This is a genomic window from Arsenophonus nasoniae DSM 15247 (genome assembly GCF_000429565.1).
GTDB lineage: Bacteria > Pseudomonadota > Gammaproteobacteria > Enterobacterales > Enterobacteriaceae > Arsenophonus > Arsenophonus nasoniae.
Genome location: NZ_AUCC01000026.1, coordinates 14,042 through 39,650 on the forward strand (window position 1 = coordinate 14,042; position 25,609 = coordinate 39,650).

The window sequence follows — 25,609 nt, forward strand, 5'->3', positions numbered from 1 at the left end:
AGTGATGAAAGGCATTGTTTTGGCTGGTGGCTCTGGAACCCGTTTGTATCCCATTACACGTGGTGTCTCTAAACAGCTGCTACCTATTTATGATAAACCGATGATTTACTATCCGCTTTCGGTCCTTATGTTGGCTGGCATCCGAGAAATATTAATTATTTCGACACCGGAAGATCTGCCTGATTATCAGCGTTTACTTGGCGATGGTGATGCTTTTGGTGTTCATTTCAGTTATGCCGTACAACCCTCACCTAATGGCTTAGCGCAAGCATTTTTGATCGGTGAAAAGTTTATTGGAAAGGATGCTTGCTGTCTGATATTAGGTGACAATATCTATTTTGGGCAGGCTTTTAGCCCTAAATTGAAATCTGTAACAGCTCGTCTGTCGGGGGCAACGATTTTTGCTTATCAGGTGATGGATCCTGAACGTTTTGGTGTGGTTGAATTTGATAAACAATTTAAAGTGCTGTCTATTGAAGAGAAACCACAGCGACCTAAATCCAACTGGGCGGTTACTGGTCTCTATTTTTATGATAATCAAGTGGTTGACTTTGCAAAACAAATTAAACCTTCGTCACGTGGAGAGCTAGAGATCACTTGCCTGAATCAAATGTATCTTAAGCATGGTCAACTAAATGTTGAGCTCTTAGGCCGCGGATTTGCCTGGTTAGATACCGGCACTCATGACAGCTTGATTGAAGCGAGTATGTTTGTACAAACCGTTGAGAAAAGGCAGGGATTTAAGATCGCTTGCCTAGAAGAAATCGCATGGCGTAACGGCTGGTTGACGGATGAACAGGTTAGAAAATCAGCGGAAAAACTAGCGAAAACCGGTTATGGTCAATATTTACAGGATTTGCTGCATGTCTATCCACGCCAATATTGAAATACTCAGTTGGGAAAGTGATTTTTTTAAACGTAAAACGGCAAAGTTGCATTTTGCACCTGATGCACCAATTGTTTCATTAGCTCAATTAACCGAATATGATCTTGTGCAAGCCAAAATTGCGACTGCTAATACTGAACTGATTGACGCAATGTTAGCGATGGGGTTTTGGCTGGTAGAAAGTGAAATTGATTTTTGTCTAAATATTGCTAGCTGCGTAAAAAATCATAGTGCTGAATTGGTTGTGGCGGCTGAAAAGGATATTGAATTATTGCAAACTATTGCTGCTACGGCTTTTTCACATAGCCGTTTTCGCCTGCCCTGGTATCAATTGGTCGACAATGCTCGTTTTTATTCTGTGTGGCTTGAAAAAGCCGTTAAGGGCTCTTTTGATGATGGCTGCTTGTTAGTCAAAAATGTACAAGGAGACATTCAGGGCTTTGTTACGCTTAGAAAACTCGCCGTTGAAAAAGAGGCGCGGATTGGTTTATTAGCCACAGCTCCTACTCATCAGGGTAAAGGGGTTGGTAAACAATTAATGATAGCAGCATGCCAATGGTGTGAGCGGCAAGGGGTAGAGCGATTAAGAATAGCAACTCAAATCAGCAATATAGGCGCCATGCGTCTGTATTCGCAAATGGGTGCACAAATTGAAAGCACCGCTTATTGGTTATATCGAGGACGACATGATCCCATTTAATAAACCACCGATTGTTGGTACTGAATTAAATTATATGCAAGAAGCCATGCAAAGTGGCAAGTTATGTGGTGATGGGTACTTTACTCAGCGTTGCGAAAAGTGGCTGGAAAAGCATTTCCAGTGTCCGAAGGCGCTGCTAACCCCTTCTTGTACAGCATCTTTGGAAATGGCGGCGATTTTACTGGATATTAAACCTGGTGATGAAGTTATTATGCCAAGTTTTACCTTTGTTTCTACCGCGAATGCTTTTGTGCTAAGGGGGGCAACGATTGTATTTATTGATATCCGGCCCGATACCATGAATATGGATGAGAATAAAATTGAAGCGGCGATCACCACCAAAACTCGCGCTATTGTCCCTGTTCACTATGCTGGTGTGGCTTGTGAGATGGATACCATTATGGCATTGGCAGATAAATACCACCTCTATGTTGTTGAAGATGCCGCTCAAGGTGTTATGTCGACTTATAAAGGTAAAGCGCTTGGCACGATAGGTCATATTGGTTGTTATAGTTTTCATGAAACGAAAAATTACTCTTCCGGTGGCGAGGGAGGTGCGGTATTGATTAATGATCCTTTGCTTATTGAGCGGGCAGAGATTGTGCGGGAAAAAGGCACGGATCGCAGTCAGTTTTTTCGCGGGCAAGTTGATAAATATACCTGGCGAGATATTGGTTCCAGTTATTTAATGTCAGATCTACAAGCGGCTTATTTATGGGCACAATTGGAGCAGGCGGAAAAAGTTAATCAGCGTAGGTTAGATTTATGGAAAAACTACTATCAAGCACTTAAACCTTTGGCTGAAATTGGTAAGCTAGATTTACCTATTATACCTTCAGATTTGCAACAAAATGCCCATATGTTCTATATCAAACTGAAAGATATTAAACAAAGAACAGCATTTAATAAGCATATGCAAGCAGTCAATATTTTGACGGTATTTCACTATGTCGCTTTACACTCCAGCCCAGCAGGCCATAAATTTGGTCGTTTTCATGGTGATGATTGTTATACGACGAAAGAAAGTGAACGTTTAGTTCGTTTACCGATGTTCTATAATCTTACCGATGAAGAACAGCAGCAGGTGATCAAGCAAATCCGATGTTTTTTTGCGTGATATGTCATTAGCTAAAGCGTCTGTGTGGACAGCGATTTCAACCTTAATAAAAATTGGGGCAGGGTTAGTCGTTATCAAATTATTGGCTGTTTCTTTTGGCCCTAGTGGGGTGGGTCAGGCAGGAAATTTCCGTCAACTGATTACTGTACTTGGTGTTTTATCCGGTGCAGGGATCTTCAATGGTGTGACCAAATATGTTGCTGAATATCATCAGACACCCATAAAATTAGCTGCTGTAATAGGCACTTCATCATCCATTATTTTGGGTTTTTCAACTCTATTAGCGCTTATTTTTTTCCTATTTAGCTCATTTATCAGCTTGGCTCTATTTGGTCATACACATTATCAAACGATTATTTGTGCCTTAGCATTGATACAAATGGGGATTGCGTATGCGAATTATTTTCTCGCTATATTAAAAGGTTTCCGTGATGCGAAAGGTAATGCGCTATCGATTATTGTTGGTAGTTTAGCAGGCGTAATTGCTTACTATTTTTGCTTTAGATTAAGTGGTTATCAAGGGGCGCTAGTAGGATTAGCTTTAGTGCCTGCATTAATTGTTGTGCCAGCAGCGATCCTGATCCTACGCCATAAGCAACTGAATTGGTCGTTTTTTAAACCAAGGTGGAATCCTGCTATTAGTCATCATTTAGCTAAATTTACTTTAATGGCGTTAATAACCTCAGTCACGTTGCCGGTTGCCTATATTATGATGAGAAATTTATTAGCTGAGCGTTATAGTTGGGATGAGGTGGGTATCTGGCAGGCAGTGAGTAGTATTTCAGATGCTTATTTACAGTTTATTACTGCATCTTTTACCGTCTATTTATTGCCAACCTTAGCTAAATTGCAGCATAGAGATGAGATTAGTGCAGAAATTTTTAAAGCACTGAAATTTGTTTTACCGGCGGTAGCGTTAGCTAGTTTTACCGTATGGCTATTGCGAGATCTGGCAATTTGGCTGCTTTTTTCCGATAAGTTTCTCGCCATGCACGATCTTTTTGCTTGGCAGTTGATTGGTGATGTATTTAAAGTCGGCGCTTATGTGTTCGGTTATTTAGTTATTGCTAAGGCAGCATTACGATTTTACATTTTAACGGAAGTGACTCAATTTGCGTTGTTAACTGGGCTTGCTTATTGGTTAATACCTGCTTACGGCGCTTTAGGTGCTGCCCAGGCCTATATGGCAACTTATATCGTTTATTTTATGCTTTGTAGTGGCATATTCTATCTTTACCGCAGGCGGACATGAAAACCTTAATCCATGTATTAGGCTCTGACATCCCACATCATAATCAGACAGTGTTAGCATTTTTTAATGATGTTTTATCTTTGTCAATGCCATCACGAGAAAAGAGACAGTTTATGGTTGTTAGTCGTGATCTCACGCTAGCTTCACGCTATCCACGTCTTCACATTCAGCAATTTGATAATAAAAAGGCGATTGCTAAAGTTATCGCTAAGCAAGCAAAAGCAGATAGAAATTGCCAATTCTTTTTTCATGGTCAGTTTAATGTATCAATCTGGTTAGCATTATTGTTTGGCAAGATCCGTCGACAACAATTTTTATGGCATATTTGGGGCGCTGATTTCTATGAGGACTCAGCTGCTTTGAAATTTAGATTATTTTATTATTTACGGCGTCTGGCATTTAAACGGGTAGGGCATGTTTTTGCAACGCGAGGAGATTTAAATTATTTTTCTCACTCAAATCCAGCGATAGCAACATCTTTGCTCTATTTTCCAACCAAAATGGATCCGGCCTTAACCGTTTATGAAAAATCGATTAACCAAACCGATAAAGTAACAATTCTGGTTGGTAACTCAGGTGATAAGTCCAATCGACATATTGAAGCATTACAGGCGATCAAAAAGCAATTCGCTAATCAGCCAGTTGAAATTTTTGTTCCTATGGGATATCCCGATAATAATCAGATGTATATTGCAGAAGTCGCTCAGGCAGCGGAAAATTATTTCCCTAATGGCGAAGTGATTATTATTAAGGAAAAAATCGCTTTTAATGATTATCTCACTTTACTGCGTTGTTGTGATTTAGGTTACTTTATTTTCAAAAGACAGCAGGGTATCGGCACATTGTGCTTATTAATTCAGTTTGGAATTCCTTTTATTATTAGCCGTCAAAATTACTTTTGGCAGGATCTTATCGAGCAAAATGTTCCTTTTCTATTTTATGATGAGCAATTAGATGAACGACAACTGACTGCTATTCGACAAAAAATGACATTAATTGATAGAAGCCAGGTAGCCTTTTTTAATCCTAATTTTACTAAAGGGTGGCAATCTGCATTGACATCGATAGGAGAGCAGTAATGACTTTTGCGGAATTTGGTGGCTTATCGATAGTCTATTTTATCTCTCTAATATTAATTTTGGCGCTAACCTATCGAGAATTTCGGCGCGTACGTTTTAATTTTAATATCTTTTTTTCTTTACTTTATTTATTAACATTCTACTTTGGTTTCCCATTAACGGGATTACTTGTTTTTCAGTTTGATGTTAGTGTGGTGCCAACCAATGCATTATTGAATGCATTGCTCTCATCTATCAGTTTTTACATTGTTTATTATATTGCTTACAAAACCCGCTTGCGAAGTGGTGTCCAGCAATCTAAACAGCCATTATTCACTATGAATGGGGTAGAAACGCGGTTAACGTGTTTCTTATTGATGTTTATTGCTATTGTGACCGTGGCGATATTTTTCTTACAAAATGGCTTTTTACTGTTTCGTTTACAGTCCTATAGTCAGATTTTTTCTCGTGAAGTTTCTAGCGTGGCATTAAAACGTTTTTTTTATTTCTTCATCCCGGCAATGTTAATTGTCTATTTTTTAAAACCGACCCAGTATCGTTGGTTATTTTTTCTATTTAGCACGGTTGTTTTTGGGCTACTCACTTATCTGGTTGTGGGTGGAACACGGGCTAATATTATTATTGCTTTTGCACTTTTCCTATTTATCGGCATCATCCGTGGCTGGATTAATTTATGGATGCTAATTATTGCCGGTGTTATCGGTATTGTTGGCATGTTTTGGTTAGCATTAGAGCGTTATGGATTGGATGTTCGGGGTGCTGAGGCTTTTTATACTTTTCTTTATTTAACCCGTGATACTTTTTCCCCTTGGGAAAATTTGGCTCTGTTGCTAGATAACTATGGCAAAATTGAATTCCAAGGATTAGCGCCTATTGTACGTGATTTTTATGTTTTTATTCCCAGTTGGTTATGGCCTGAACGACCTAATCTGGTATTAAATTCAGCTAATTATTTTACCTGGCAAGTACTTAATAATCACTCTGGTTTAGCCATATCGCCAACATTAATTGGTTCTTTAGTCGTGATGGGCGGTGTTGCTTTTATTCCTATAGGCGCGATTGGCGTTGGTTTGACTATTAAGTGGTTTGATTGGCTTTATGAAAAAAGTAAGCTTGAAACCAATCGTTATAAATCGGTTATCCTGCAAGCTTTCTGTTTTGGCGCTATTTTTAATATTATTGTCCTTGTCCGTGAGGGTGTGGACTCTTTCGTGTCACGAGTGGTGTTTTTTGGTCTGGTATTTGCACTTTGTCTGTTGGTGGCGAAATTTATTTATTGGTTATTTGCCAAAGCTGGTTTAATTCGCATATATATCACTAATGATTGTAAAAAATAAACTAAATAATAGCGACTGGAGTAATGTATGAAGCAACCAGTGATCCCGAAATATGATATTCGAGGTCATCTTATTTGGGGTTTCCATGATATAACCCATTTCGTCAATTATCTGTTTTTTGATCAACAGGTTAAGAGTGGAACATTAGTGGCTATCAATGCGGAAAAAATCCTAACCGCAGAGCAAGATCGTGACTTAAATGCATTTTTAGCTGAAGCGGAATATCTGTATGCCGATGGGGTCAGTATTGTCAGAGCGATTCGTCGTAAATACCCACAAGCAAAGGTTTCACGTATTGCGGGTGCTGATTTGTGGGAAGCCTTGATGGAAATCGCGGGTCAAAAGGCGGTACCCGTATTTTTGGTGGGTGGAAAAGCGAAAATTCTTAAACAGACCGAAAATAAACTTCGTACTCAGTGGCAGGTGAATATTGTTGGTAGCCAAGATGGTTACTTTAAGCCTGAACAACGTCAAATATTATTTAATCACATCAAGGCCAGTGGTGCGAAAATTGTGACAGTAGCGATGGGGTCACCAAGGCAAGAAATTTTTATCCGAGATTGTCGGCAAGTTTATCCCGATGCACTTTACATGGGAATAGGTGGTACTTATGATGTTTTTACTGGACATATAAAACGTGCACCTAAATTATGGCAACGATTAGGATTGGAATGGTTATATCGATTGCTTGCTCAGCCAAGTCGTATCAAAAGACAGATAAAATTATTGCGCTTTTTAGCTTACTATTTTGGTGGCAAACTTTAGACATTTATTTGTATATTATTTCCTTTGCAATAGTTCGCTTTGACAGCTAATGAATGGCAATTCCATCTGCTAAATCTTCTTTAAAATAGGTTTTTTAGCTTACAACTGTTTTTTCATTGTTGAGCAATTACCACTATTTTGATGACATTTATAAATTTTTATTTCGTTATTATTAAAAACATGTTTTCATTACGGCACTATTATCTGTCATTTTGACCAAAAAGGTCATATGGTATTAAGTGATTATTGAAAGGGCAGGAAATTGCTATGGGGAAACCGGAACAAGGCCTCAGTCGTGGCCTTGAAGCGAGGCATATTGAACTTATTGCATTAGGTGGAACAATTGGTGTTGGTTTATTTATGGGATCTGCCAGTACATTAAAATGGGCAGGACCTTCTGTATTACTGGCTTATATTGTTGCTGGATTATTTGTTTTTTTTATTATGCGCTCGATGGGAGAGATGCTGTTTCTTGAACCTGTTACTGGCGCTTTTGCTTCATTTGGATATAAATATTTGAGCCCATATTGGGGATGTTTAACGGCCTGGGGTTATTGGTTTATGTGGGTCGCTGTTGGGATATCAGAGATCACAGCGATTGGTGTCTATGCGGAATTTTGGTTTCCTGAGGTGCCACAATGGGTTTTTGCGTTGATTGCGGTTGTACTTGTTGCACTAGCTAATCTAGCCGCAGTACGTTTGTATGGTGAATTGGAATTCTGGTTTGCAATGATCAAAGTTACCACGATTGTTGTGATGATCTTGATTGGATTAGGACTGATTTTTGTTGGTATTGGCAATAATTTTGAACCAATAGGTTTAGCTAATTTGACTGAGCATGGTGGATTTTTTGCTGGTGGTTGGCAAGGCTTTTTATTTGCGCTTTGTATTGTTGTGGCCTCTTATCAAGGCGTTGAATTAGTTGGTATTACTGCTGGAGAAGCGAAAAATCCGCAAGTGACATTAAAAAAAGCGATTAATAATATTTTATGGCGAATCTTAATTTTTTATGTTGGTGCTATTTTTATTGTTGTAACCTTATTTCCCTGGACAGAGATTGGCCAAAATGGTAGTCCATTTGTGCTAATGTTTGCCAAAGTAGGCATTGTTTCGGCAGCTGCAGTAATTAATTTTGTCGTACTTACAGCGGCATTATCAGGCTGTAATAGTGGCATGTATAGTGGCGGGCGTATGATTTATGCTTTAGCGCAAAATGGTCAATTGCCAAAATCTTTATTGAAAGTGACAGCAAATGGTGTGCCTGCACGGTGCATAATGCTAACCATTTTGTGTCTTATTGTTGGCTCAGGTCTCAACTACATTATCCCTGATCCACAAGCAGTTTTTGTTTATGTTTATAGTGCGAGCGTATTGCCTGGAATGATACCTTGGTTTGTTATTTTATTGAGTCAATTGCGTTTTCGGCAAGTGCATCAACAGCAATTAGCCCAACATACTTTTAAATCGGTATTATTTCCTTACGTGAATTATTTGACCTTACTTTTTTTGGTGTGTGTACTTGTTGGCATGGTGATTAATCCCGATACGCGTTTGTCATTAATTGTGGGTGGCGTATTTTTATTGATTGTTTCTGTGATCTATTTTTTGAATCAAATTTTTTGCCGTAAAAGGATGAAAAATGATTAGCAATAGCCTGTTTAACTGGCTAAAAAATGATGATAAGGTTAATTTTTTGATTGAAATGGATAAAGCATAAGCAAATAACCTTTTTATTTAAAAAATCACTGGACAGCATGCTATTAAATCCGTACTATCCTCACCCGCAACGGCGTTAAGCGCCCGTAGCTCAGCTGGATAGAGCGCTGCCCTCCGGAGGCAGAGGTCTCAGGTTCGAATCCTGTCGGGCGCGCCATATAATGCGTGCTCTGCTACGGTGTAGTGGATTAGTGTTGTATTCAATAAATTGAATTTTTAAAGATTCTATGGTGGCTATAGCTCAGTTGGTAGAGCCCCGGATTGTGATTCCGGTTGTCGTGGGTTCGAATCCCATTAGTCACCCCATATTTGTTTTATGCAGTTTGCGAGGGTGGCGGAATTGGTAGACGCGCTAGCTTCAGGTGTTAGTATCCTTACGGATGTGGGGGTTCAAGTCCCCCCTTTCGCACCATAATATAAATAAGTTTTAAAAATTACATAAAAAGCATTATTAAAACAGAGATTGTTTTGTTTCGGCGAGTAGCGCAGCCTGGTAGCGCAACTGGTTTGGGACCAGTGGGTCGGAGGTTCGAATCCTCTCTCGCCGACCAAATTTAAAAAAAACCTGCACACTAATTGCAGGTTTTTTTGTAGCCTCAGCGTACCACAATGGTAATCCCACAATATTTAATCCGTATCAGTTTTATTTTTTGTGCCCAGCATCGCGCATTCCTGCGGATGAAAGTCTCGTCATAAGCTGATCACGGCAAATCAAGTAGAGCACAACTGCATGCGGGCGACCAAATGTCGGAATGACGTTCTCACATAATCTCAATTTTTCGAACCGCTCGGGGCGGCCTCCATTCTGGTTGGTCTGGCAGAGGATTGGCTAGATATCTAGCTGTCCCTATGCCGTTGATACCTTTATATTCAGCTAAACAAAAACAAATGAGTGTGGATATATCAGTTTATATTCATTATCTGATAATGCCGATTGCCACATTTTTATAGCGAAAAAATGGCATAATTGTATTTAAAATGTTGTTTTTTTTGTATTTATAAAAATTTGTCGTGTTTTAACAACAAAATTAACTTTTAATGTCTCTATAAAGAGACATCTTATTACATGAAAAATAAAGAAAAAATATAAATATTTCTATAGCGTCTCTAAAGAGAGACAGTTTAGCCATGCGTATTGTGGGTTGTGACAATCAAAATAAGTAAAATCATTTTGTTAAAAGGCAATCAATGATTGATTGATGAATATTTGTTCATCAATAGGGATAAAAAGAGTGTCTTTGAATATAAAAATGATATCTGGCATGAATTATGCTTTAGATAGAGTGTAGATGCTCATCCAGCTTCTTGTGATTGCGTTTCGCATCATAAACTATAGGATGACGCAGAGCCAATTTAATGTGCCTATTGTCCACGTTATCGATGCAATAATATCCATCACCAACCGGACGCAACGTTGAGTGAGGCACAATCCGTCTGTAGACCTGATTGTATTTTGACACCTATCTTTTGATGGGTGTTTTTTTATTATTTAACAAAGCTAAAATTCTATCCAAGGGGAATCATTGATGCTATTTAATTTAGATAGCTTTACGTCAAAATGGCAAATTAATCGATGAGAGTAAAAAGCCTCTGAAAGTTAGAGGCCAGGTCAAAACAATAGAGAAGAGATAGCTATCAATTTACATGCTTTAATGAAAAAAGTAAGCCATGCTGGCGAATTTGTGCAGCTTCTTCAGCTTTATGCTGTTTATCTAAAGCATCAGCAAGCCAGGCAAAGTCGTGAGCATCAGGACGTTGTGCTAAAGCAGATTTAAAGTACTTTTCCGCTTCTTGCCACTCAGCATGCTGTAATGCAAGTTGACCTAAAGTACTATTTAGTAAGGGAGTGGCACCACCAGACTGTTTTATTAGATTGTGTAGGATTTTATTCATAGCTTTGCTATCGCTGACTTGTAAACGAGGAACCAGCAATAAAAGATGTTCATCATATTGCTGTTTTAGTCCATCAGTGATAATTTTTTCTGCTGCTTCACTATCGTCACATTCAATAAGGCGAGCAGCCACGATCGATTGTAGTACCGGATCATGACGTATTTTACGTCCTTGAGACCGCCACCAATCTTTTAGATTTTCGCTGCCACCTTCAGCCGTATATTGATTAATCAAACCTTTATAGGCATTTTTGCGTAATTTATCGATCTCTTCTGCACTGTATAATTTTTCTTTTTGCATAATAGGCAAAAGTTCAATAAGCGCTTGATAAGCCCCAGACCGCTGATAGGCTTGTTCTGCCATTCTTAAGACTTCAGGGTGGCGCGGTGCCTGGTCCAGTAATTTGTCGACACCGTGACGTGCGGCGTAAATTTTATCTTCGGCAAGTTGTATACGGACGCGCGTAATATCAACAGGAAGTTGATGATTGCCCGCGACTTCAGCTGCGCGCTCAAGATATTGATTGGTACGATATTCATCGCCACGTTGTTGAGCAGCTTCGGCTGCCAGTAGATAGTTAACAACGGGTTGTTCTGCATAGTCAGCATGACGTGTCAGTAGTTTTTCAACTTGTGAAAAATCACCTTCCGCTAATTTTAGTAATGCTTTTTGCGTTTGACTATGCGCTTTATGATATTTACGGCCTTTTAGCCAATTATGGGTAAATGATGTCGTGCCGCGAATACGACGATAGCACCAGCCAACAAAACAGAAGATAAATTGTAAAATAATAAAACAGATGATTAAGCCGGTTACACTGGTTTCAATATCGTAGTTGTTGGTTTGGATAAGTACATAACCCTGGTGCCCTGCGACAATGGGACCAATGATGATGCCAGCAATTAGTACAATAAAAAGGATCAGTACTTTTATCATGCAGTTTTCTCCTGCGCGGTTTTATTGCTTGGCTTCACTGCCTCTTCGGTTGGTGTAGGGGGCACTATTTTTATGTCTTGATTTTTTTTCTTTTCATTGGTTGGTTGAGTCTTATGCGGTATCGGTGTTGCAGAAGAAGGGATTTGTCCTTGAATACGTTTTTGTAATGCTTTATCGAGCAGTAATAAACTTTTTAATTCGCTGGGAATATCCATCGTAATAGGTTGTTCAATTAGCTTATCCACTTCGGTGAGGAAGGCTTTTGTTGCTGCGTCGTTGGTATTGAAGTAGATCCGGATCCAAGTTGAAGCTTGCTCTAAGGATTGTTTGTAAATTTGCTCTTGATAACGAGGTACGGCTTGGGCGGTAATCAGTAGTTGTGCTCGAATATTGGCGCGTAGGTAAATATCCTGGTTAGGTGCAAGTAAAGGGGTTTCATGAGAATCTCTACGACGAATGGTAATAAAATTTTTACTGAAACTTTTCCAACTTTGGCTAAGATTTTGTTTCCAATCAGTAATATTATTGGAAAGTTCAGTACTATCTTCATCCATGGGTTTACCATCTGGAGTACTATCATTTATGCGTAAATTATCGATATCACTGCTCAGTTGATTAAGTCTTAAAATAATTCCGTCATAATCAATTTGGGTAATGGCTGATAGCGCACTGATATCACTATTAATCGTTTTTCGGATCTCAATTAAATTAGGATCATTCATTTCTGCTAGGCTTGAATCAGCACTTTTTAATAAAGCAATCGCCGTAACGGGATCATAGTCATTCCAAAGTTTTCGGCCAGCCATTTTGGCCAAGAAATCAGCTTGGGCAAGTAACCAGCGTTTTACATCAGTACTTGAAAGTGTTGTGATTTGAGCTTGTAATTCTTCAACCCTCTGTTCAAGTTGTTGCTCATATTCTTTCTTATCTAACTGGGTAATACGCTGAGATTCAGTTAATTGGTTAATTTGCTGTTTTTCTGTTTCTTGTTGACGCAGTAGTTCATTTATTTGTTGTTGTAGTTCGCTGCTTTCATTGACTATTTGTTGATGCTTTAGATTAAGATAATAATAGAGACAACCACCCAGTATGATAATAAGTACGATAGTAATTATACTACCAAACAGACCAGAACGCTTTTGCCTATGAGAGATACCATTTTTGGCTGTAGATTGCGTTGCTGTTGTAGAGGCATTTGATGTGTTTTCATTTGCCTCATTTGGTTTATTCTGTTCCGTCATAATTAATATCTCAATATCGGTTTATATTAATGCCTGAATTAAAGCATCATTATTAGCACTTTTGGCTACTTTTACTGATTGCCATCCTAATTGGTAGGCAGTACTAGCCAAACGTTCACTGACAACAATTAAATGGCGAGAAAGAAACCAAGGTTTAACATCATCTGTAATTAAGTTAAATAATAAATGCAACATTTCGCCACTGGTAACAATAATTGTTCTAATATTTGCCTGTTGCCATTGCAACTGGAAAATTTGTCGATCATATTTTATTGGTTGACGTTGATAACACTCACAATAATCAATATGGCTTCCGCGCGATTTTAATGTTGTGGCGAGTAGTTCACGTCCACCGTTACCCCGCAATAACAAAGATTTTTTGCCTAATAGTGATTGTAAACCAGGTAATTCAAGTAATGTTTCACTCGTTTCACCTTTTTGAGATAGTTGAATAGGCAAATTAGTTAATTGGTGAAAAGCGGATGCTGTTGAGTGCCCTATACCATAATAGGATAGCGTATCAGGCCATTTTCGTCCTGTTAAATGAAGCGCTGAATTAGCATGCCAAACTGCGTTTGGCGATAAGAAAAAAACCCGATCACCATTAGTTAGCTTGGCTAATTTAGTCGGTAGAAGGGCCAGTTCATTACCGGGTATAATTTTAATCAGTGGGGCATGAAAGGCCTTTTTTCCTAATGACCTAATACGTTGAACAAGTTTTTCACCGCTGGGGTTTGGTCTGGTGACCAATATACTCATCGAGAAAATGCTCCTGGGAAAATGTTGTTAAGAATTTGTTTGGCGCCATTATTGAGTAACTCTTCAGCAAGTTCAATACTCATTTGTTGAGCATCTTCAGGCTTAAAAGATCTTTCTCCACGAATAATTTGACTACCATCAGGCGTACCAACCAGCGCTCTAAGCCAAATTTGTTTATTTTGCCAAATAGCATAGCTACCTATTGGGACTTGGCAGCCACCTTGCAATCGATTATTGACGGTTCGTTCTGCTTGAATACAGATAGCCGTATCATGATGATGTAACGGCGCTAAAAAATGTTGTGTATGGTGGTCATCAAGACGGCATTCAATACCAATTGCGCCTTGGCCAACGGCAGGTAATGAGTGCTCTGGTGGCAGAGGCATACGTATCCGTGTTTCTAAATTAAGACGTTTTAGACCAGCCACAGCGAGAATAATACCATCATATTGCCCATTGTCTAATTTACTCAGCCGTGTTCCCACATTACCGCGCAGATCTTGAATAACTAAGTGGGGATAAGTATGACGTAGTTGGCATTGGCGACGTAGGCTTGATGTTCCAATAATACTCCCAGCTGGAAGGGCATCAAGGGAATCATACTGATTGGATACAAAAGCATCACGAGGATCTCCTCGCTGGCAAATAGCCATTAATCCTAAGTTATTAGGAAAAGTAGCAGGAATATCTTTTATGGAGTGAACAGCAATATCCGCTCGATTTTCTAGTAGGGCATTTTCCAATTCTTTGACAAAAAGCCCCTTGCCACCAATTTTAGCCAGGGGAGTATCGAGTAGGATATCACCTTGAGTACTCATGGGAATAAGTTCGATCGTTAGTGTTGGATGATGTTTTTCTAGTTGTGTTTTCACGAAAATCGCTTGCCACATTGCTAATGGACTTTTCCTTGTTGCGATACGCAGTGTTTGTATTGACATGTTTTTATTTTTCTTAGGTAGTTAGATTATGAGTGAATTATAAAGGAAAGGTAGCCAGTTTTAACATTTTGATAAGTCTTTTTCCAGTTATAGCTGAGCACTTAATAAATATAGCTAATGTATAGTACAGCTTGTAGACAGAAAAAAGGAGGGTTACAATGGCGGCAAAATGATTTTTTTATTGGATGTAAGCAAATAAAAGCATATTTAATTAATTTTTTTATACTTATTTGAATATTTATCATTGAAAATAATTATAAGAAATTTAATAAGAAAATTTAACTAATTGTTTTCTTTTTTATATGGATCATCTATTTGAAATTCTTAGAAACGAAAAAGATTTTTTATGTGAAAGAATGGAAAGCATTTAGTGTAAAAAATAAACAGTTAATGTAGAGGTAATGTACTTTACGCTTTGGGTACAAAATGTTAAATTGATCACGTTTCTAGCAACCTATTCAAAAAGCATATCGCTGTTATCGTTCCCTAATAATAAAGGAACCAATGGCTGAGTTGAGGTTATTCATTTTTAAAGTTAATTCAGGCAAAACTTTTGTATCTTTATATTGAGACACTGAAGCAAAGATTGGATGCGATCAATCAATTACGACTGGAACGAGCATCATCTTCTATGAATGAAGCGTTCAAGCATGTATATGGATTGCTACCAGTTTTATTAAATTATCATCATCCTATGTTACCTGGTTATATTGAAGGTAATGTACCTAATGGTGTCTGTTTTTTTGCGCCTGATACTCAACAAATTAATTGGTTAAAGCAGTTTGAGGCCTATCTCTTTTGTGAACTATCTTCACAACAAACCAATGGTGAATTACCTATTACAGGTATCTATTCCATGGGAAGTACATCATCAATTGGGCAAAGTGATGTTTCTGATTTGGATATTTGGGTATGTCATCAATCATGGTTAGATCAAGAAGAAAGACAACTTTTACAAAAAAAATGCACATTAATTGAGCAATGGGCGTCCTCGCTTGGTATAGATGCTACTTTCTTTTTAATTGATGAAAATCGTTTTCGCCACCATACGAGTGGTAGCCTAAGTGGCGAAGATTGTGGAACGACACAACATATATTACTGTTGGATGAATTTTATCGTACAGCGGTTCGTATGGCAGGGAAACGTTTACTATGGATGATGGTACCGGCAGAAGAAGAAACCAATTACGATGAATATGTTTTATTGTTGTATGCACGAGGAGTCTTAACCCCAAATGAATGGTTAGATTTAGGTGGTTTAGGTGAATTATCAGCTGAAGAGTATTTTGGTGCAAGTTTATGGCAACTGTATAAAAGTGTTGATTCTCCTTATAAAGCTGTGCTGAAAAGTATTTTACTTGAAGCTTATTCCTGGGATTATCCGCGTGGTATGTTGCTTGCAATGGAATTTAAGAAACACTTGCATGCAGGAGAAATTGTTTCTTATGGCCTAGATGCCTATTGTTTAATGTTAGAACGCGTTACGCGTTATTTGATAGAAATCGGTGATTTTAAGCGTCTTGATTTGATTCGTCGCTGTTTTTACCTCAAAGTTTGTGAAAAATTGTCGGGTGGAAACAATAACTGTGCGAGTGATGGTTGGCGAAGGCATGTGTTATCACAGCTTGTTACTTCATGGGATTGGAGTACAGAGCGATTAAATATTCTCGACAAGCGAAATTATTGGAAAATAGAGCAGGTTCGAGATGCGCATAATGAATTACTTGATACCATGATGCAAAGTTATCGTAACCTTATTCGCTTTGCACGTCGTAATAATTTACGAGTAAGTGCTAGTCCACAAGATATTGGTGTGTTGACGCGGAAGTTGTATGCAGCCTTTGAAGTATTACCAGGCAAAGTCACTTTGGTTAATCCGCAAATTTCGCCAGATTTATCTGAGAGTCATCTCACTTTTATTTATGTTCCTGCCGGGTGCGCGAATCGTAGTGGTTGGTACTTATATAATAAGGCGCCGACGATAGATTCTATTATTGGACATCAGCCGTTAGAATATAACCGTTATCTTAGTAAATTAGTGGCCTGGACTTACTTTAATGGTTTATTGACAGAACAATCTCATATTTATATTCATAACGGTGGATCACAATGTGATGAAAATAAATTACATCAATTTGTTAATGATATAACGACAAATTTCCCTATTCGCTTACTGGCTCCCACACCAAAAGCTTTATATAGCCCCTGTGAAATTCGCCACTTAGCCATAATTGTTAATTTAGAGAAAGATCCGACAGCGGTGTTTTCTGATCAAATAATCCATTTTGATTTACGTAAATTAGACATATTGAGTTTTGGTGATCCACCACAATGCTTAGTCAGCAGTATTGATCTACTGTATCGCAACTCTTGGAATGAGGTGAGAACACTGCATTTCTCTGGTGAGCAATCTATGTTGGAAGCATTAAAAACGATTCTGGGCAAAATGCATCAAGATGCTGAGCTACCAGATGTGGTTGAAGTTTTTTGTTATAGCCAACATATGCGAGGGTTGATTGGTACACGTGTTCAACAGCTGGTTTCAGAATGTATTGAACTCCGTCTCTCAAGCAGTTGTAATGACTCAGGGCGTTTCAAGGCATTACGTATTGCAGGTCAAACCTGGGGATTGTTTTTTGAGCGGTTGAATGTTTCTGTGCAGAAATTGGAAAATGCAGTCGAATTTTATGGTGCAATTTCTAATAATAAATTACATGGCTTACCGATAAAATTGAATGTCAAAGAAACTTATCATCTACCTTTAGTTGTTGATGGTTATGCAAGTGAAGGGATTGTGCAATTCTTTTTTGAGGATACGGAAGATAATCATGGTTTTAATATCTATATTTTAGATGAAAAAAATCGGGTAGAAATTTATTCACATTGTGAAGGAAATAAAGAAGAACTTGTTAGGGATGTAAGCCGTTTTTACTCATCATCACATTATCGTTCTACCTACCGTACAAATTTAGTCAATTTTAATTTGCCGCAATTTTACCAGATAATAAAAGTAGAAGATAAAAATCAAGTCATTCCTTATTTGTCTGGCTCATTTTCTAATTCACAGTTCAATGAAAATGTCTGTCGTGAAGAATCAGGCGTTAGTTTTTATATACATTAAATAATAAAGAATGATATTTGTTTTTTTAGTAGTTAAAGATCAAATGAAAATGGTTCACCGCTTTGTTCACTAATCGCATAGGCTAATATTTGGATAAAATTTTTCTTGCTGCGAGCACAATACCAATTGTCTGCCTTATAATTAAAGTGGTAACCACCTGAGCGCGTTGCTAGCCATATTTGATGGAGTGGTTCTTGGCGATTGATAATAATTTTACTGTCATTTTCGAAGGTTAGCGTCATAATACCGCTATGGGTTTCGCAATCGATATCATTATTACCATCATATTGATCGAGTTGTTCTTCTATTCTATCCATCAATTTATCAACCAGTTGATGAAATTCTGTGTCAGTCATCGCCAATTTCCTATTTGCTTTTCTGTGCCTAACTGCGATTATAGATTATAAAGGATAATGATTTAAGAATGCAGGCTTTAACATAATGAAAAAATTAATTTGGCTATTTATGATATCGATATTATTAACCCTACTTTCTGCCTGTGGTTTGAAAGGGCCACTCTATTTTCCAGCAAAAACAACAGCTAAACAAAAGGCTGAAAGTACGATATCGTCTAAAGAGACAGAACATCAATCGATACAGACAGAAACACTTCACCAATAGATTAATGAAAAAATAGCCAATTGATTATGATGGAGTAGAAAATGCAATTCTCCAAAATGCATGGTTTGGGTAACGATTTTATGGTGGTAGATGCCGTTACTCAAAATGTTTATTTTTCTCCTGAGCTTATTTGTCGTTTATCAGATCGACATAGGGGGATTGGATTTGATCAGCTTTTAGTTGTTGAAGCACCTTATGATCCTGATCTTGATTTTCATTATCGTATTTTTAATGCCGATGGTAGTGAAGTGGCTCAATGTGGTAATGGTGCCCGTTGTTTTGCGCGTTTTGTTCGCCTTAAAAAACTGACAAACAAACGCGATATTAAGGTAAGTACTCAATCCGGTAGATTGACATTATCGGTAGCAGAAAATGAAGATGTTTGTGTCAATATGGGAGTTCCTGAGTTTGAACCAAATAAAGTGCCTTTTAAAGCGCAAAAATCTGAGAAAACTTATATAATTAGAACTCAACAACAAACAATATTATGTGGAGTCGTTTCTATCGGGAACCCTCATTGCGTATTACAGGTTGAAGATATTGACACGGCTGAAGTGGCTTTATTGGGGCCGATGCTTGAAAAACATGAACGTTTTCCTGAGCGGGCTAATATAGGATTTATGCAGGTTATTGATCATGAACACATTCGATTACGTGTACATGAACGTGGTGTAGGAGAGACACAGGCTTGTGGAAGTGGTGCCTGTGCTGCTGTTGCTATCGGTATTCAGCAAGGCTTATTAAGAAAAAGTGTCCGTGTTGATTTACCCGGTGGCATGCTAAAAATTCGTTGGAATGGATTGGGTCATCCTCTATTTATGACAGGCCCAGCGACACATGTTTATGATGGTGTTATTCATTTCTAGGTTTTGTTTGGTTAAAAGGTCTTTTATTATGGATAAAAAAGAAGCAGCATTTGATCCTCAACCTCTGTTAGATGATCAGACTGTCGTGGAATATCTGAAAAGCAATCCTCATTTTTTTATTCGCAATGCCGCTGCTGTTGAACAGATGCGGGTTCCTCATCCTGTTCATCACGCGGTTTCATTAGTTGAATGGTCTATGAAGCGTCAACGAGTTTGTATCCAAAATCTAGAACAGGATATGCAACTCTTGGTTGAGCAGGCTCGCAATAATGAAATACTCTTTAATCGACTGTTAAAATTGGTTATCCAGCTATCAACGGCAGATGACTTTGCCGATTTTCAGCAACGTTTATATGCCTGGTCAAGAAGTTTTGGTTTGAGTGGTGCTTATATTCGCTTGTTTAGTGATTGTTGGCAGCTAGGTGTACCGATGGATGCACAAAAAGTTATGATTTCACGTCAAGCTTTTGAGCCTGTCCGTATTCAGCGATTTGGTGGAAAAAATCACTATCTTGGCACGTTAAATAATCCCGAAATATTGTTATTAATGCCAGATGCAAATCATGTTGGTTCGGTGGCTGTTTCTTTATTAGGACTTTATGGTAATTTAGGGATGGTGATCTTTAGTAGTCGTGATATTCAACATTATCAAAAAGGTATGGGAACGACCATGCTTGACCATTTAGCCAAATTATTACCTGATCTGCTTTTGCGCTGGGTAACACGGGCATGAATGCAACACGGCAACGCTTGCAGCAACAAATTGATGATTTTTTACGTTACTTACGTGTAGAACGGCAGCTAAGTCCAGTGACGCTTATTAATTATCAACGTCAGTTAGCCGTATTAGTGGATATGGCTATAGATATGGACATCAATGATTGGGCACAATTAGAGACATCACATGTTCGTATGATGGTTGCAAAGTGTCGCCGACAAGGATTGCAGGCCGCGAGTCTTGCTTTACGTCTTTCGTCATTAAGAAGTTTTTTAGATTGGTTAGTTGGGCAGGGCCTAATAACAGCTAATCCAGCTAAGACAATCAGAGCGCCGAAAAATAAACGCCATTTACCTAAAAATATCGATGTGGATGAAGTCAATCAGTTGCTAAATATTGATTTAGCAGATCCTTTATCTGTACGTGATCGAACCATGTTGGAAGTAATGTATGGTGCTGGATTACGTTTATCTGAGTTAATTAATTTGAATTGCCAACATTTGGATTTACAAAGTGGTGAAGTTCGGGTTATGGGAAAGGGTAGTAAAGAGCGGAAAGTACCATTAGGACGTATAGCTGTAGAATGGTTAATTCGTTGGCTTGAGATGCGTCAGCAATATGCTAAGCAAGACGAGGCGGTTTTTATCTCAATACAAAGAGGCAAACGCATTTCCGCTCGTAATGTACAAAAGCGTTTTGCGTTATGGGGAATTCGTCAGGGGGTTAGAAGTCATATTCATCCTCACAAGCTTCGTCACTCTTTTGCCACTCACATCTTGGAATCAAGCGGAGATTTGAGGGCAGTTCAAGAGTTACTTGGACATGCCAATCTTTCTACCACCCAAGTTTATACTCATCTAGATTTTCAGCATTTAGCCAAGGTTTATGATGTGGCTCATCCACGAGCAAAAAGGGAGAAACCTTGAGTGCGCTTTTATCGGCAATTAGCACCTATTGCAGCGATTACTTTTGATTTGGATGACACACTGTATGATAATCGTCCTGTTATAGATAAAACTGAACAAGAACTGTTAAATTTTATTCGTTGTTATGACGATCGCTTTGATAAGCTTCAATTTGCCGATTTAAAAAACTATCAAACATTAATTGTTAATCAGTATCCTGAAATTTATCATGATGTCACACAGTGGCGTTGGTTAGCAGTAAAAGCGTTACTTTGTCATTACGGTTACGATAGCGAAGGATCTGCTGGCGGTGCTGACGATATAATGGCACACTTTTCTTATTGGCGTAGTCAAATTGTCATCCCAGAATTAACCCATAAAACCTTATCTACTTTAGCCGAAAAAGTCCCACTAGCGGCCATTACTAATGGCAATGCCGATCCTTATGCTTGCGGATTAGGCGATTATTTTCAATTTGTTTTAAAAGCGGGGCCAGATGGACGCGCTAAGCCGTTTAGTGATATGTATTATCTTGCCGCGCAGAAATTTAATATTGTATTGGATAAAATTTTGCATGTAGGTGATGATTTAACAACGGATATTCAAGGGGCTTTACAGAGTGGCATGCAAGCTTGTTGGATCAATACTAATAATAGTAACTTACTAACCGCCAATAAGAATGACATATTGCCTCATGTTGAGATAACCGGTTTGGCTTCACTCATTACGCTGGTATAATCTTCTTATCTGGTTAAAAACACAGTAGTGATTCATTGACTGCTCTCTTAATTTAATGGTAACCATGAACGCCTCATATTTACTTGAAAACTTAAATGATAAGCAACGCGAAGCCGTTGCGGCACCTAGAACGAATATGCTAATACTTGCCGGTGCTGGTAGTGGTAAAACTCGGGTACTTGTTCATCGAATAGCTTGGTTACTGGCGGTTGATAAGGTTTCGCCTTTCTCTATTATGGCGGTGACGTTTACCAATAAAGCGGCAGCTGAGATGCGTCATCGTATCAATGCGTTATTAGGTAGCGATCAAGGCGGTATGTGGGTAGGAACTTTTCATGGCTTGGCCCATCGTCTATTGCGCGCGCACTATTTGGATGCCAATTTAGTGCAAGATTTCCAAATCTTAGATAGTGATGATCAATATCGATTATTACGTAGAATTATCAAAGCCATCAATTTAGATGAGAGTAAGTGGCCACCACGTCAGGCTATGTGGTACATCAACGCAAAGAAGGATGAAGGATTAAGGCCCCAGCATATTGAGAGTTATGGTAATCCAACAGAAGCAACTTGGTTGCGAGTTTATCAGGCTTATCAGGAAGCGTGTGATCGGGCCGGATTAGTTGACTTTGCTGAACTTTTATTGCGTGCCCATGAGTTGTGGTTGAATAAACCACATATACTACAACATTATCGTGATCGTTTTACCAATATTCTGGTTGATGAATTTCAAGATACTAATAGTATTCAGTATGCCTGGATACGTGTTTTGGCCGGTGATACCGGTAAGGTGATGATTGTTGGCGATGATGATCAGTCAATTTATGGTTGGCGTGGCGCGCAAGTAGAAAATATTCAACGTTTTTTGCAAGATTTTCCGGCAGCGGAAACTATCCGGCTGGAACAAAATTATCGTTCGACTAACAATATCTTGAAGTCGGCTAACGCATTGATTGCCAACAATAATAATCGATTAGGGAAAAATCTCTGGACAGAAGGGGCTGATGGTGAACCTATCTCGCTTTATTGTGGCTTTAATGAGTTAGATGAAGCACGTTATGTAGTTAGTCGCATTAAGCAATGGCATGAGAAAGGTGGCTCTTTAAAACAGTGTGCCATTCTTTATCGTAGCAATGCCCAATCACGGGTACTTGAAGAGGCCTTGTTGCAGTCTTCAATGCCTTATCGAATTTATGGCGGCCAACGTTTTTTTGAGCGGCAAGAAATTAAAGACGCACTCTCTTATTTACGTTTGGTTGCCAATCGCAATGATGATGCATCATTTGAACGAGTGGTTAATACGCCCACTCGCGGCATAGGAGAACGAACATTAGACACTGTTCGTCAGGCGGCACGCGAGAAACAACTCACGCTTTGGGAAAGTTGTGAATATTTATTAAGAGAGAAAGTTCTTGCCGGCCGTGCGGCGGGGGCGATTGAACGGTTTCTTGAGTTAATTGATGCATTGGCTAAAGAAACGATGGATATGCCGTTACATGTTCAAACTGACCGAGTGATCCGCGACTCAGGTCTGCGGGCAATGTACGAGCAGGAAAAAGGTGAAAAAGCGCAAGCGCGTATTGAAAACCTTGAAGAGCTAGTCACTGCTACTCGTCAGTTTAGCTATCAAGAAGAAGATCAAGATCTCATGCCACTACAAGCATTTTTGTCTCATGCTGCGTTGGAGTCGGGTGAAGGGCAGGCGGAACTACATCAGGATGCCGTTCAGTTAATGACTCTACATTCGGCAAAAGGTCTAGAGTTCCCATTGGTCTTTATTGTGGGTATGGAAGAAGGTATGTTTCCAAGTCAAATGAGTGCGGAAGAGAGCGGACGGCTGGCAGAAGAACGACGGTTAGCTTATGTTGGATTGACTCGGGCGATGGAGAAATTGACGCTGACTTATGCGGAAAGCCGTCGATTATATGGTAAGGAAGTTTACCATCGTCCTTCGCGTTTTATTGCTGAATTACCCACAGAATGTATCGAAGAAGTCCGTTTACGTGCAACGGTTTCACGTCCAATTAGCCATCAACGACTTGGTACCCCAATTAATCGAAATGATAGTGGATATGCATTAGGTCAACGGGTGCGTCATCCTAAGTTTGGTGAAGGAACTATTATTAATTTGGAAGGCGATGGTGAGCGTTGCCGCTTGCAGATAGCATTTCAGGGCGAAGGGATTAAATGGCTAGTTGCCGCTTACGCCAAATTAGAGTTGCAATAACTGAACATATTATTGCTTGCAGGATCTAGTATTTTTGTTACTAATTAATCCTCTATTTATTTTACTATTTGGGGTTCTAAAGGAGGCGCCATAATATGCTGCTGGCATTTAAATTAGACAACCACCGTTTGTCTCGTCTGGAACTTGATGAAGGTGAAAAACTGACAGATGCTGTATGGGTTGATTTAATGGAGCCTGATGAGAAAGAGCGGCAAACAGTACAAACTGAATTGAAACAATTATTAGTAACTCCATCTGAATTAACCGATATTGAAGCTTCGGCTCGTTTTTTTGAGGACGAAGATGGTTTACATATTCATTCATTTTTTTATTATCAAGATAGCGATGAACATGTTGGTAATTCGACGGTTGCTTTCACTTTTCGTGATGGTCGCTTATATACGTTACGGGAGCGTGATCTGCCGGCTTTTCGTTTGTATCGTATGCGTTCAAGAAGTCAAAAACTGATCGATGCTAATGCTTATGAGTTATTTTTAGATTTATTTGAAACTAAAATTGAACAACTTGCTGATGTAATAGAAAATATTTATAGCGTATTGGAATCGTTAAGCCGAATTATTCTGGAAGGTAAACAAGGAGATGAACTTGATAGTGCGCTTTCTAATTTAGCGGAACAAGAAGATATTGGCTGGAAAGTGCGATTATGTTTGATGGATAGTCAACGAGCATTAAATTTTTTGATCCGCCGGGCAAGATTGCCGGCAGGTCAGTTAGAGCAAGCAAGAGATATTTTACGTGATATTGAATCACTGTTACCCCATAATGAATCGCTATTTCAAAAAGTAAACTTTCTTATGCAAGCAGCAATGGGTTTTATTAATATTGAACAGAGTCGTATTATTAAAATTTTCTCCGTTGTTTCTGTGGTTTTTTTACCGCCAACGCTGGTGGCGTCCAGTTACGGTATGAATTTTGAATTTATGCCTGAATTAGGATGGCGTTTTGGCTATCCGGCAGCAATTATATTGATGATTATCGCCGGGCTGGCACCCTATCTTTATTTTAAACGTAAAAATTGGCTCTGAATTTATCAGACGATAAAAGAAAACTTGAATACAGCGAAAGACCAACTTGATAACTTAAGCTTCATATAGCGTTTAATTTAATATAGATTTTATGGTTTGCTAGCTTGGTTATTTTAACTCACTAAGTAAGTGGCTATGCCGGTTGCGATATGTTTATTTTCTTCATTATGCAATTCGGCTCGGGCAACGGAGATCTTATTACCTGTGCGAATGATTTTGCCACTAGCAATAAATTTTTTACCACGACCAGGATGCAAGTAATTAATATTTAAATCGATGGTGCCAATCGTTGATAAGCGTTTTCTAAGCGCTTCTTTTGAAAATGAAGTCATTCGATTTAATACATTACCAATGCAAACTAAGCCGCTGGCAACATCTAATACTGAAGCAATGACACCACCATGTAAGATCTGCTGTTCAAAGTTGCCTATCAATTCTGGTTTATTGTTAAAAACCAACTTGATCTGTGTCTTATCAAAGCATAACACCTCAAGACCTAATAATTGGTTGAACGGCATCTCATGAATAAATTTTGCAATGATAAGTTTCTGAGCATCGTCTAATGTAAAGGTAGGCGTATTCATAAATATTCTCTTATGTACAACGCTATGTTACAAAAGGGTTCTTGCCCATTTCGGCAAAATTTCGCCTGCCGGAATGGGCGAGGTTCGTCTTTAACATAGAGTGTATTGTGCGATCCTGAAAATTAATAGTAGTCATTATTTCGTTTGTTTTGATAGTAAATTAT

General features: G+C 38.7%; 22 protein-coding genes and 4 tRNA genes. 20 read left to right on the top strand and 6 right to left on the bottom strand.

All coding sequences use genetic code 11. The features are described from left to right. The first annotated feature begins 4 nt into the window (after positions 1–4). From rfbA to G468_RS0107810, 12 genes are all read left to right on the top strand, one after another. The gene (gene rfbA / locus G468_RS0107755; protein WP_026822646.1) at positions 5–886 is read left to right on the top strand and encodes a glucose-1-phosphate thymidylyltransferase RfbA; all 882 of its coding nucleotides are present in this window, start codon (positions 5–7) and stop codon (positions 884–886) included. After that, positions 864–1,586 (top strand): dTDP-4-amino-4,6-dideoxy-D-galactose acyltransferase, encoded by a 723-nt coding sequence (gene rffC / locus G468_RS0107760; RefSeq protein ID WP_026822647.1) that lies wholly within the window; start codon positions 864–866, stop codon positions 1,584–1,586. Before rfbA ends, rffC begins: the two co-directional genes overlap by 23 nt. After that, entirely contained in the window at positions 1,573–2,703 is a 1,131-nt protein-coding gene (rffA, locus tag G468_RS0107765) for a dTDP-4-amino-4,6-dideoxygalactose transaminase (protein ID WP_026822648.1), read from the top strand. The genes rffC and rffA overlap by 14 nt, the downstream gene beginning before the upstream one ends. 1 nt (position 2,704) lies before the next feature. Then, the gene (wzxE, locus tag G468_RS0107770; protein ID WP_026822649.1) at positions 2,705–3,955 is read left to right on the top strand and encodes a lipid III flippase WzxE; all 1,251 of its coding nucleotides are present in this window, start codon (positions 2,705–2,707) and stop codon (positions 3,953–3,955) included. Then, positions 3,952–5,034 carry a TDP-N-acetylfucosamine:lipid II N-acetylfucosaminyltransferase gene (locus G468_RS0107775; RefSeq protein WP_026822650.1) on the top strand — a complete coding sequence of 361 codons (1,083 nt, stop codon included), beginning with the start codon at positions 3,952–3,954 and terminating at the stop codon, positions 5,032–5,034. Before wzxE ends, G468_RS0107775 begins: the two co-directional genes overlap by 4 nt. Next, the gene (wzyE, locus tag G468_RS0107780; protein WP_026822651.1) at positions 5,034–6,371 is read left to right on the top strand and encodes an ECA oligosaccharide polymerase; all 1,338 of its coding nucleotides are present in this window, start codon (positions 5,034–5,036) and stop codon (positions 6,369–6,371) included. The genes G468_RS0107775 and wzyE overlap by 1 nt, the downstream gene beginning before the upstream one ends. 27 nt (positions 6,372–6,398) lie before the next feature. After that, positions 6,399–7,136, top strand: a complete 738-nt coding sequence (wecG, locus tag G468_RS0107785) for a lipopolysaccharide N-acetylmannosaminouronosyltransferase (RefSeq protein WP_026822652.1) — start codon at positions 6,399–6,401, stop codon at positions 7,134–7,136. Positions 7,137–7,403: 267 nt separating this feature from the next. Continuing rightward, positions 7,404–8,783 carry a bifunctional threonine/serine APC transporter ThrP gene (thrP, locus tag G468_RS0107790; RefSeq protein ID WP_026822653.1) on the top strand — a complete coding sequence of 460 codons (1,380 nt, stop codon included), beginning with the start codon at positions 7,404–7,406 and terminating at the stop codon, positions 8,781–8,783. 149 nt (positions 8,784–8,932) lie between these two features. Further along, positions 8,933–9,009 (top strand) — tRNA-Arg (locus G468_RS0107795). 73 nt (positions 9,010–9,082) lie between these two features. Then, a tRNA-His gene (locus tag G468_RS0107800) sits at positions 9,083–9,158 on the top strand. Positions 9,159–9,177: 19 nt separating this feature from the next. Beyond that, a tRNA-Leu gene (locus tag G468_RS0107805) sits at positions 9,178–9,264 on the top strand. Between the two features lie 62 nt (positions 9,265–9,326). Continuing rightward, positions 9,327–9,403: transfer RNA gene (locus G468_RS0107810), tRNA-Pro, on the top strand. 1,084 nt (positions 9,404–10,487) lie between these two features. Here G468_RS0107810 and hemY read toward each other — a convergent pair. Genes hemY through hemC form a run of 4 tightly spaced genes read right to left on the bottom strand, consistent with a single transcriptional unit; the run spans position 10,488 to position 14,619 of the window. Continuing rightward, entirely contained in the window at positions 10,488–11,681 is a 1,194-nt protein-coding gene (gene hemY, locus G468_RS0107815; protein ID WP_026822654.1) for a protoheme IX biogenesis protein HemY, read from the bottom strand. Further along, positions 11,678–12,922, bottom strand: coding sequence for a uroporphyrinogen-III C-methyltransferase (hemX, locus tag G468_RS0107820; RefSeq protein ID WP_026822655.1), 1,245 nt, complete (start codon positions 12,920–12,922; stop codon positions 11,678–11,680). Before hemX ends, hemY begins: the two co-directional genes overlap by 4 nt. A 21-nt stretch (positions 12,923–12,943) precedes the next feature. After that, positions 12,944–13,681 carry a uroporphyrinogen-III synthase gene (hemD, locus tag G468_RS0107825; RefSeq protein ID WP_026822656.1) on the bottom strand — a complete coding sequence of 246 codons (738 nt, stop codon included), beginning with the start codon at positions 13,679–13,681 and terminating at the stop codon, positions 12,944–12,946. Continuing rightward, complete coding sequence (hemC, locus tag G468_RS0107830; RefSeq protein WP_026822657.1) at positions 13,678–14,619, bottom strand: hydroxymethylbilane synthase; 942 nt, start codon at positions 14,617–14,619, stop codon at positions 13,678–13,680. Before hemC ends, hemD begins: the two co-directional genes overlap by 4 nt. 553 nt (positions 14,620–15,172) lie before the next feature. Here hemC and G468_RS20125 point away from each other — a divergent pair. Then, positions 15,173–17,740, top strand: a complete 2,568-nt coding sequence (locus G468_RS20125) for a class I adenylate cyclase (RefSeq protein ID WP_034249538.1) — start codon at positions 15,173–15,175, stop codon at positions 17,738–17,740. A gap of 32 nt (positions 17,741–17,772) precedes the next feature. Here G468_RS20125 and cyaY read toward each other — a convergent pair whose 3' ends face one another. Continuing rightward, the gene (gene cyaY, locus G468_RS0107840; protein WP_026822658.1) at positions 17,773–18,096 is read right to left on the bottom strand and encodes an iron donor protein CyaY; all 324 of its coding nucleotides are present in this window, start codon (positions 18,094–18,096) and stop codon (positions 17,773–17,775) included. A gap of 85 nt (positions 18,097–18,181) precedes the next feature. Here cyaY and lptM point away from each other — a divergent pair, with 85 nt between their 5' ends. The 7 genes from lptM to corA all read left to right on the top strand — a co-directional run bounded on the left by lptM (position 18,182) and on the right by corA (position 24,861). Beyond that, positions 18,182–18,361 (top strand): LPS translocon maturation chaperone LptM, encoded by a 180-nt coding sequence (lptM, locus tag G468_RS20130; RefSeq protein ID WP_034249540.1) that lies wholly within the window; start codon positions 18,182–18,184, stop codon positions 18,359–18,361. Between the two features lie 41 nt (positions 18,362–18,402). Next, positions 18,403–19,227: a diaminopimelate epimerase gene (gene dapF, locus G468_RS0107850; RefSeq protein WP_026822659.1), complete on the top strand. Its 825-nt coding sequence runs from the start codon at positions 18,403–18,405 to the stop codon at positions 19,225–19,227. A gap of 28 nt (positions 19,228–19,255) precedes the next feature. Continuing rightward, positions 19,256–19,960 carry a DUF484 domain-containing protein gene (locus G468_RS0107855; protein ID WP_034249542.1) on the top strand — a complete coding sequence of 235 codons (705 nt, stop codon included), beginning with the start codon at positions 19,256–19,258 and terminating at the stop codon, positions 19,958–19,960. After that, entirely contained in the window at positions 19,957–20,871 is a 915-nt protein-coding gene (xerC, locus tag G468_RS0107860; protein ID WP_026822661.1) for a tyrosine recombinase XerC, read from the top strand. The genes G468_RS0107855 and xerC overlap by 4 nt, the downstream gene beginning before the upstream one ends. Then, entirely contained in the window at positions 20,872–21,588 is a 717-nt protein-coding gene (gene yigB, locus G468_RS0107865) for a 5-amino-6-(5-phospho-D-ribitylamino)uracil phosphatase YigB (protein WP_026822662.1), read from the top strand. 64 nt (positions 21,589–21,652) lie between these two features. After that, on the top strand, positions 21,653–23,815 hold the full coding sequence (gene uvrD, locus G468_RS0107870) for a DNA helicase II (protein WP_135677412.1): 2,163 nt from the start codon (positions 21,653–21,655) through the stop codon (positions 23,813–23,815). Between the two features lie 95 nt (positions 23,816–23,910). Further along, entirely contained in the window at positions 23,911–24,861 is a 951-nt protein-coding gene (gene corA, locus G468_RS0107875) for a magnesium/cobalt transporter CorA (protein WP_026822664.1), read from the top strand. Positions 24,862–24,974: 113 nt separating this feature from the next. On the opposite strand, the gene G468_RS0107880 is transcribed toward corA, so the two are convergent. Next, the gene (locus G468_RS0107880; protein ID WP_026822665.1) at positions 24,975–25,445 is read right to left on the bottom strand and encodes a thioesterase family protein; all 471 of its coding nucleotides are present in this window, start codon (positions 25,443–25,445) and stop codon (positions 24,975–24,977) included. Positions 25,446–25,609: the final 164 nt, after the last annotated feature.

Bases quoted from the DNA above. Each gene is read 5' to 3' on its own strand.
- rfbA (WP_026822646.1), top strand. From the start codon at position 5: ATGAAAGGCATTGTTTTGGCTGGTGGCTCTGGAACCCGTTTGTATCCC.
- rffC (WP_026822647.1), top strand. From the start codon at position 864: ATGTCTATCCACGCCAATATTGAAATACTCAGTTGGGAAAGTGATTTT.
- rffA (WP_026822648.1), top strand. From the start codon at position 1,573: ATGATCCCATTTAATAAACCACCGATTGTTGGTACTGAATTAAATTAT.
- wzxE (WP_026822649.1), top strand. From the start codon at position 2,705: ATGTCATTAGCTAAAGCGTCTGTGTGGACAGCGATTTCAACCTTAATA.
- G468_RS0107775 (WP_026822650.1), top strand. From the start codon at position 3,952: ATGAAAACCTTAATCCATGTATTAGGCTCTGACATCCCACATCATAAT.
- wzyE (WP_026822651.1), top strand. From the start codon at position 5,034: ATGACTTTTGCGGAATTTGGTGGCTTATCGATAGTCTATTTTATCTCT.
- wecG (WP_026822652.1), top strand. From the start codon at position 6,399: ATGAAGCAACCAGTGATCCCGAAATATGATATTCGAGGTCATCTTATT.
- thrP (WP_026822653.1), top strand. From the start codon at position 7,404: ATGGGGAAACCGGAACAAGGCCTCAGTCGTGGCCTTGAAGCGAGGCAT.
- hemY (WP_026822654.1), bottom strand. From the start codon at position 11,681: ATGATAAAAGTACTGATCCTTTTTATTGTACTAATTGCTGGCATCATC.
- hemX (WP_026822655.1), bottom strand. From the start codon at position 12,922: ATGACGGAACAGAATAAACCAAATGAGGCAAATGAAAACACATCAAAT.
- hemD (WP_026822656.1), bottom strand. From the start codon at position 13,681: ATGAGTATATTGGTCACCAGACCAAACCCCAGCGGTGAAAAACTTGTT.
- hemC (WP_026822657.1), bottom strand. From the start codon at position 14,619: ATGTCAATACAAACACTGCGTATCGCAACAAGGAAAAGTCCATTAGCA.
- cyaY (WP_026822658.1), bottom strand. From the start codon at position 18,096: ATGACTGACACAGAATTTCATCAACTGGTTGATAAATTGATGGATAGA.
- lptM (WP_034249540.1), top strand. From the start codon at position 18,182: ATGAAAAAATTAATTTGGCTATTTATGATATCGATATTATTAACCCTA.
- dapF (WP_026822659.1), top strand. From the start codon at position 18,403: ATGCAATTCTCCAAAATGCATGGTTTGGGTAACGATTTTATGGTGGTA.
- G468_RS0107855 (WP_034249542.1), top strand. From the start codon at position 19,256: ATGGATAAAAAAGAAGCAGCATTTGATCCTCAACCTCTGTTAGATGAT.
- xerC (WP_026822661.1), top strand. From the start codon at position 19,957: ATGAATGCAACACGGCAACGCTTGCAGCAACAAATTGATGATTTTTTA.
- uvrD (WP_135677412.1), top strand. From the start codon at position 21,653: ATGAACGCCTCATATTTACTTGAAAACTTAAATGATAAGCAACGCGAA.
- corA (WP_026822664.1), top strand. From the start codon at position 23,911: ATGCTGCTGGCATTTAAATTAGACAACCACCGTTTGTCTCGTCTGGAA.
- G468_RS0107880 (WP_026822665.1), bottom strand. From the start codon at position 25,445: ATGAATACGCCTACCTTTACATTAGACGATGCTCAGAAACTTATCATT.